The sequence below is a fragment of the Gelidibacter sp. genome, from assembly GCF_035515035.1.
Classification (GTDB): domain Bacteria; phylum Bacteroidota; class Bacteroidia; order Flavobacteriales; family Flavobacteriaceae; genus Gelidibacter.
Map to the genome: position 1 here is coordinate 1 of NZ_DATJCA010000024.1, position 7,902 is coordinate 7,902.

The 7,902-nt window shown below is 38.3% G+C and carries 10 protein-coding genes and 1 pseudogene; 1 reads left to right on the forward strand and 10 read right to left on the reverse strand.

The window, feature by feature from the left end; genetic code table 11:
- A pseudogene (locus VLZ86_RS01905) lies at positions 1-507 on the forward strand (UDP-N-acetylglucosamine 1-carboxyvinyltransferase); the annotation flags it as partial.
- A gap of 65 nt (positions 508-572) precedes the next feature.
- Here VLZ86_RS01905 and VLZ86_RS01910 read toward each other — a convergent pair.
- The 10 genes from VLZ86_RS01910 to VLZ86_RS01955 form a co-directional block, all read right to left on the reverse strand.
- Positions 573-1,166 carry a hypothetical protein gene (locus VLZ86_RS01910; RefSeq protein ID WP_325448159.1) on the reverse strand — a complete coding sequence of 198 codons (594 nt, stop codon included), beginning with the start codon at positions 1,164-1,166 and terminating at the stop codon, positions 573-575.
- Entirely contained in the window at positions 1,156-1,626 is a 471-nt protein-coding gene (locus tag VLZ86_RS01915) for a sigma-70 family RNA polymerase sigma factor (protein WP_325448161.1), read from the reverse strand. Before VLZ86_RS01915 ends, VLZ86_RS01910 begins: the two co-directional genes overlap by 11 nt.
- On the reverse strand, positions 1,626-2,477 hold the full coding sequence (locus VLZ86_RS01920) for an alpha/beta hydrolase (protein WP_325448165.1): 852 nt from the start codon (positions 2,475-2,477) through the stop codon (positions 1,626-1,628). The genes VLZ86_RS01915 and VLZ86_RS01920 overlap by 1 nt, the downstream gene beginning before the upstream one ends.
- Positions 2,478-2,698: 221 nt before the next feature.
- On the reverse strand, positions 2,699-4,003 hold the full coding sequence (locus VLZ86_RS01925; protein WP_325448167.1) for a deoxyribodipyrimidine photo-lyase: 1,305 nt from the start codon (positions 4,001-4,003) through the stop codon (positions 2,699-2,701).
- A 214-nt stretch (positions 4,004-4,217) separates the two neighbouring features.
- Complete coding sequence (locus tag VLZ86_RS01930; protein ID WP_325448169.1) at positions 4,218-4,685, reverse strand: SRPBCC family protein; 468 nt, start codon at positions 4,683-4,685, stop codon at positions 4,218-4,220.
- 85 nt (positions 4,686-4,770) lie between these two features.
- Positions 4,771-5,232, reverse strand: coding sequence for a TspO/MBR family protein (locus tag VLZ86_RS01935; RefSeq protein ID WP_325448171.1), 462 nt, complete (start codon positions 5,230-5,232; stop codon positions 4,771-4,773).
- A gap of 266 nt (positions 5,233-5,498) precedes the next feature.
- Entirely contained in the window at positions 5,499-5,723 is a 225-nt protein-coding gene (locus VLZ86_RS01940) for a hypothetical protein (protein WP_325448173.1), read from the reverse strand.
- 4 nt (positions 5,724-5,727) lie between these two features.
- The gene (gene folE, locus VLZ86_RS01945) at positions 5,728-6,426 is read right to left on the reverse strand and encodes a GTP cyclohydrolase I FolE (protein WP_325448175.1); all 699 of its coding nucleotides are present in this window, start codon (positions 6,424-6,426) and stop codon (positions 5,728-5,730) included.
- Positions 6,427-6,514: 88 nt separating this feature from the next.
- A complete protein-coding gene (locus VLZ86_RS01950; RefSeq protein ID WP_325448177.1) occupies positions 6,515-6,949 on the reverse strand; it encodes a hypothetical protein in 435 nt (144 codons plus the stop codon).
- 222 nt (positions 6,950-7,171) lie between these two features.
- Positions 7,172-7,902, reverse strand: a 731-nt coding sequence (locus VLZ86_RS01955; protein ID WP_325448179.1) for an SDR family oxidoreductase, incomplete at its 5' end; no start/stop codon positions are given.

Consider the following 7,902-nt stretch of genomic DNA (forward strand, 5'->3'; position numbering starts at 1 on the left):
ATCCCTAATGTCTTCAGAAAACTTGGAATAACCGTTGAGAGGGATGGTGATGATATCCATATTCCTGCTCATAAGGACGGCTACGAAATTCAAAGTTATATTGATGGTTCCATCTTAACGGTTGCTGACGCTCCGTGGCCCGGTTTTACCCCAGACTTGCTGAGTATTGTCTTGGTGATGGCCACACAAGCCAGAGGCGCTGTTTTAGTGCATCAAAAAATGTTTGAAAGCCGTTTGTTCTTTGTGGATAAACTGATTGATATGGGCGCAAAAATCATTCTTTGCGATCCGCATCGTGCTACCGTCATAGGCCACGATTTTAAATCGTCCTTAAAGGCAACCACCATGACCTCACCAGATATTAGAGCGGGAATTTCACTCTTGATTGCAGCTCTATCTGCGAAAGGTACTTCAACCATACATAATATTGAACAGATTGATCGTGGATACGAACGTATCGATGAGCGTTTGCGAGCGATAGGCGCTAAGATTACGAGATTGAACTAAGCACAAATCGTTTTATATATAATTAGAAATGCCTCAGGACCCTGAGGCATTTGTTTTTCCTAGGTTTATTCCTCCTCCAATTGGGCATTGATGCGTTTAAAGCGCTCAATTAAGGTATCGATTTTTTTATCCTGCTTTTTAATAATTCGAGGTCTCAGATAGATCCAGTTAAAAATCAACCATGCCAAGGTTAAAACATAAATACTGACTCCCATAACAAGAGGCATTAGGCGGACGTATTCGAATAGATACAGACAAATGCCTAAAGTCAGTAGAATGAAATAGAGTTTCATCATGGTGGTTTGGATGTATTTTTCTTTATTTTTTAACCGAATTAAATCCTCTAAATAGGCTGTATTAGTCTTAGAATCCGAGAGCGTTCTATAAAAACCATATAGCTTATTGTAAGTAAGCAGAAAGATGAGCATTGCAAAAATGCTCAATACAATCCCCATCTTGGTAGTGACGAGTTGTGGCTGGAAATAATACCAAATAAAAACGATCCCTAATACCGTTGCTACCAAAAGACAATTGGTGATAAGGAGTCGTTTTAAACCGGCATTTTTATAGGTCTTCATCTTTAACAGCAAATCATCCATTTTGGGTTGTTCAGATACTTGTTGTTTCCAAAGATTTTTAAAATCGATATTAGCGCTCATAAACTTTGAATTTCTGGGTTAAAATGGCTTTGATGCGATGAATCTTTACGCGGATATTGCCTTCTGAAAGGCCAACGATTTTGGCAATTTCAGACTGTTTTATATCTTCCAACTCCAACGATATGATAATACGATCGGTTTCAGGAAGCTCAGAAACACAGGCGTACAAGAATTGGATTTCAGGCTCTATGGACGCAGGGGTTTCTTGTTTAATTTGAAAGGGCAATTCTGATGTTTGGATTCTTTTATTCGTTTCCAACTGCCTCAAACATCTATTGGAGGCAATCCTATAGATCCAGGTGCCAATGCTCGATTCATTTCTGAATTTCGGTAATTGTTCCCAAACAATGATAAAGGTGTCTTGAGCTAAATCTTGCGCCAAGGCGTGATCATTGACATATCCCATACAGAGACGGAAGATTTTTGGCCAATAGTGATTGTAAATTTCTTTAAAAGTCATTACTCGGTCGTAATAAAATTTTGCAGTTGGTCCAGGTACCAATCCTTATCATCATACATAATAAAATGAAGCCCCTTGTTGGCATACACCAATTGAGCGGTCTTTAGGTTTTTATATTGTGCTTCAATAGCCGGTTTGAAATTTACAAAATACGATTCCAAAATCACTAAGGTTGGGCATTGGATCCGACTTACATCGGATCTTAAATCGGTATTTGAAAAATCACAGTACATTTTGGCAAAGGTTTCTCTGTCCGACGCCAAGCTCCAGCCAAGCACGATATCGTGCATTTCCGTGTTTTGCATGAGCATGGGCATGCTTGCTTTTTGCATTTCATAAAAGTTTTCTTCGCTCATTTCTTGAAATTGCTGGACCATCTCAGAACAATCCAACTGGTCATTGGATTTAAAATCAGGGTTGGTTAACGCCATCAAAGCAGGAAGACCATCTACCACCACAATTTTTTCAATGAGCTCTGGATAGTCTGCAGCAAGCGCCAAGGCAAGACCACCGCCCATACTGTGGCCGATAAGGATAGGCCGGTTGATGTTTTCTTTTTTGATATAGTTAGCAATTTCAGATTTCCAATGGTCAAAAGTAATTGGGTTTTGTGGGGCTTCACCTGCAAATCCGGCCATGGTAAAGGTATAACATGTAAAATTTTCTTCAAATGGCGTTAGGGTATCCTCCCAAACCTCTCCAGAGCTGGCAAATCCCGGAATAAAAAACAAGGCTTGTTTGCCTTGCCCCGATACTTTTACAGAAAAAGGATAGGTGGTAGTAGGATTGTCAATTGGGGAGTAAAAGTTGATAAGGGCGAAGATTAGGACTAGGCTGATTTTGATGTTCATAATTCCAAAAGATTAGATTTGTTTTTGTTTATTTTCCTTTTGGATACGTGGAAACCGAAAATGTTACAGAATTTTTAGAATGATTATTTTTATTGAATTCACGTCTGATCTTTTTATATCATAGAGTTCATTTCTATAGAGGTCATTATTGGAGTTTTTACCAATAATATTATGTAATAAAATGACAATGGGGTTTTGTGGGTCTTTTCAATAAAGTGTTCTTAATCTAAGGCGCGTTTATAAGTTTCAAAACAACGGAGCCGTGCTTCCTTATGATCCACCATTTTTTCCGGATAGGTCGATTTTTGGAAATCAGGCACCCATTTTGTGATGTATTTTAAATCCTTATCAAATTTTTCAATCTGAGTTGTGGGATTAAAAATCCGAAAATAGGGCGAGGCATCCACGCCACAGCCCGCAACCCATTGCCAATTGCCTACATTGCTTGCCATGTCATAATCGTGCAATTTTTCAGCAAAGTACCCTTCGCCCCAGCGCCAATCAATCAAAAGATGTTTGCATAAAAAACTACCTACCAACATGCGCACCCGGTTATGCATGAATCCCGTAGTATTCAATTGCCGCATTCCTGCATCTACCAGTGGATATCCAGTGGTGCCATCACACCAACGCTTGAATTGGTCCTCATTATTAAGCCATTCAATGCGATCGTATTTTGGTTTAAAACTCTCAGTGGCAGTGTGGGGAAAATGCCAAAGGATTTGCATGAAAAACTCGCGCCAAATGAGTTCTTGCCAGAAGATGTCATTCTTTTCCGCAATGGCCTTTTTCATTATTTTTCGAATGCTGACGGTTCCAAATCGTAAATGTGGCCCCAATCGCGAAGTGGAATCTTGGGCTGGAAAGTTCCGATTTTTTTCGTAATCCTGAATTAAGGAAGGTGTGACCTCATAATCGGCAATCTTTTGAGACGCTTTTTTAAAACCTAGGTCTGGCAGACTAAGATTTGGCAGTTTGCTGTTTGTGACGAGATTTTTGAGAACAGAATGGGTGTCAAAAATCTTCAAATCGATTGTTTTGAATTTTTCTTTCCAAACCTTCATATAAGGCGTATAAACCCTATACGGATTCCCGTCTTTTTTTACAATCTCATTTTTTTCAAAAATAACCTGATCCTTGAAGCTGTGAAAACCAACGCCGTTTTTTGAAAGGAATTCTTTTATTTCCGTATCCCGTTTTAGTGCATAAGGTTCATAATCATGATTGGAATAAACAGCAGCAATGTCATAATCCTTGATCAGCTGTTTGTAAATTGCTAAAGGTTTTCCGTGGTATAAGGCCAAACTGCTCCCGTGTTCCTTTTGTAATGTAGTGCGCATGTTTTGAAGCGCATCAAAAATAAACGTGACGCGCGCATCATCCTTTGGAAGATCCTCCAAGATTTCAGTATCAAAGATGAAGAGGGGTAGGACAGGATATTCTGATGTCAACGCTTCGTAGAAACCAATGTTATCATCCAATCTCAAATCGCGACGGAACCAAAAGATGTTTATGGGGTTTTTCATTGTTTTGGGAGTTTCGGCATTAAGTTTCAAGTTTTGAGTTTTGGGCTTCAAGTTTCCCGCCTCCACTTTGCCACGGATGGGCAGGCAGGTTTTGAGTTCAAAGTTTAAAGTTCAAAATTCTAAGTTCTAGCTTTTCAACTTCGATTTGAATTTCAATTTCATCTTCAACTTCAATTTCCTTGCGGGGGCGAACGGACAATTATACGTTTGGAATTTATTCTTTATAAACCCCAAAAAGTTCGTTTAGTTTTTTCCTTCTAAAAGAGAATATTTCATCCAATTTAGGCTTGACGATTATGGGATGCACCAATTGCCCAAGAAATCCAAAAGGCAGTCCATAATCGATAATATCTTCCATTTCTACACCGCCCTCAATTTCTTTGATAAAATGTTTATGGTGCCATAAGGCGTAGGGACCAAAACGCTGCTCATCTACAAAATATTCATTTTTGACACTGTGCGTGATTTCAGTGACCCATTTGGTTTTGATGCCCAATACGGGTGTGACGATGTACTGGATGATCTGTCCTGCAAACATCGGTCTGTCTGAGCCAGAAAGAATATGGAAGCCCATATATTCTGGTGTAATGGTCTTTAAATTTCTTGGATCTGAGAGGAAGTTCCATGCAGCGTCAAGACTAATGGGGAGGTTTTGCTTTTGATGGAGCGTGTATATCTTCATGGTCATGCCCAACAAAGCGGGGATCTGATTAATTAATTTCTAGATTTTGGTTCCCAGAAAGATAGGAAACTCTTTAGATTTTTTTTTAATTATGTATTAAAATGTAAAGATTGAGTGAGGTCGCAATACAAATCCATATAAAATACGGAAGTATGAGTAGGTTGTAGGCTTTCATCAACTTGAAATAAGTTACTAAAAGCGCCGTAATGATAAAGGTCAATGCGATAATGGTTCCCAATCCAAGTGCAATCATGTGCTGATTGAAAAAGACGAAGTTCCAAGCAATAGTCAAAATAAATTGAATGATAAAAAGAGTGATGACCTTATTGGTGGGGTGTTTAAGGTAAAGAAAGGTCATGTAAAAGGAGAAACAGAGCATGATAACTGTCCATGCTATTCCAAAAAGCCAATTGGGAGGTGTCCATGGTGCTTGGCTCATAGAAGTGTACCAAGCGCTGGTGGGACCGTCGCCCATAAGCAAGATGCCAAGGCCTAAAGCGCCAAAATTAAGGATGAGAAATACGAAAAGTGGTTTTAAAAACTTCATTTTTTGTTTGATTTTTCGTTGCTTCTAAAAGATAACAGTCCAAATTGTAGGTTTATAAATTTGAGGAGTGTTGGACGGTTTTCTTAAAAAGTAAAAATTCTATCTAAGTATTGTCCTTAATGGGCAATACTCCTATAGAATATTTAAAATAAATTCCCTGGCCTTAGTAACAAGGTTAAAGAACACTTGTTGAATAAATTCTGGAAAGATTGGGTTATTTGAGCGTTTTACTTAAATAACCCAATACACGTCCAGATATATATGACCTAAGCAGTAAGTGGTTTACCTTTCAGGCGTTTTTCCACTTTTTGTTTGATGACAGTCAATCGTTTCATAATGTCCATGATCTGTTCATCCTTTTTACGTTTATAAATTTCATTTAAGCCCAAAATTAACGTTTTGGCTTTTCTGGAAATTTCTATTCTGTCACTGGTAGAAAGTGATCTTAGCTTTTGCTGCTCAAATTCGAGTGCTTCATTAATAATGTCCATAATGTTAATCTTTTAAATAATTTTGTAATTCGGCGATTTTTTCCGGTGCGCCAAACTTTCCACCGTAATATGAGGTTATTGTTGTTGAGGATTCATCCTTGATGCCCCGCGAAGAAACGCATAAATGTTTGGCATCAATGATGACGGCCACATCTTCAGTTCCTAAAATACGTTTTAAATCTTCTGCAATTTGATTGGTCAAACGTTCCTGAACTTGCGGACGCTTTGCATAATGTTGAACAATTCGGTTCAACTTTGATAGGCCAATGACCTTGCCCGAAGAGATATATGCCACATGGGCTTTACCAAAAATGGGTACAAAATGGTGTTCACAGTTGGAGTGGAAACTGATATTTTTTTCCACCAACATTTGATTGTATTGATATTTATTGTCAAACAGTGTTATTTTTGGTTTGTTGGCAGGATTCAAGCCAGAAAAAATCTCGTCGACATACATTTTTGCCACCCGATTTGGCGTGCCTTTTAATGAGTCGTCGGTGATGTCCAACCCAAGGACATCCATAATTTCTTCAAATAAATGTGCAATGCGCTGCTTCTTTTCTTTATCAGTAAGTTTAAATGCATCTTTTTTCATTGGGGTTTCCAAGCCAACAAATAAATGATCGTCACCTATATCAGTGGCGTTAAAATCTTTGATGAGCTCATTGACTTTAAATATTTTTAAATCTTTTTCTGGAATCATTTTGTCTTTTTTAAGTGCTGTCCATAGAATACAATTTCCAGGGCAAAGCAACGTTTCGTTTTAAAAATTAAATTCTGAGTCAATTGTCTCATTGAAATGAGGGTAGCGTATGATATTCCGCTTCGTATTTTACTTTCTCGTTTAGAAGCTTGTCAAAAAAAGCTTTGTTTTCTCTGAACGTTGTATTCGGTCTGAAATTGATAAATTTTCCTTCGGCATGAATACTGCTACCGTTGCTTTTATGAATACCCAATTTATAATACGGAATTACCCACGTAAAATTCTCTAAGCCTTTATTGATTCTGACGAGTACTCCAACCGGTCGCAATTCCAGATTGGCATAATTCACACCTGATGCGGTATTGAGATATTGTGCCATATTGGGGCTCACTTCTTCAATAATCATTCGTTTGGATCCGATTCCTTTCATCAGTATGGATTGCCACAAACTAAATGGTTTACCCAGCAAATCATTGATGAGCTCATCGTGTTTTTTGTTCGAATATGTGGTGTTTAAAATCATGGGTTAAAGATAGTTAAATTAAATCGGCGTTTACAGTTATAGCCAAAACATTAAACAATAATTAACACTATGTTCCGAAAATTTGACGTATTACGTGTTTTTTGGGTTCTTGTGATTGCTATCGGGAGGAAGGATTTCCATTCTTAAATGTTAAGAAAACTTTTACCCAAGGGGAATTTTGAGATTCTTTTAAGATAACTAATCTGTCTATAGGACTGATTTTTAACTTTGTGTTTCCACTAATTTATTGATCATCCCCCTAAAAATAAAACCATGAAAAGGGAGGACACTATACCAATATAATCTACCTGCCAACCCGTGTGGTCTAAATGTAGCAGTTTGTTTAAGAAGCCCATCTTCAATCTTGAATTCTAGCCATGCTTCTCCAGGAAGTTTCATTTCGGCGTAGAGCAGTAGTTTGCCTTCTTTTTTATCACTAAAAATCACCCGCCAAAAGTCTAAAGCATCTCCAGCATTTAAATCAGAAACATGCGTTCGACCACGTCGCAATCCAGTTCCTCCAAATAATTTATCGAGATGGCCTCTTATCTGCCATAAATGATTCCCATAATACCATCCCGTAGAACCTCCAATGGACCAGATGCGATTTAGGGTAAGGTCCATTTCCACCACCCGACGTTCTTTATAATCTGTAAAGCATCCGTAGGTAGGTACATTCACATATTTATGGAGACTGTTTTTGAGCCGGCCACTGCTGACCATGGAATCTTTCCAGCTGGAAACGATACTATTTTGCTCGATTTTTTCAAATGCCAATGATACTGCTTCACGATAACTAATGGGGTGGACATCGAGCAGTGCATTAATATTGCTTTTCTCGCCAATAATTTGGATCCCCATACTATCTACCAAAGATGAGGCGAGTTTATAAGAGGTGGAGGTCACAAAATAAAGCCAATAGGAGGACAGTTTGGGCGTCATGATAGGAACCG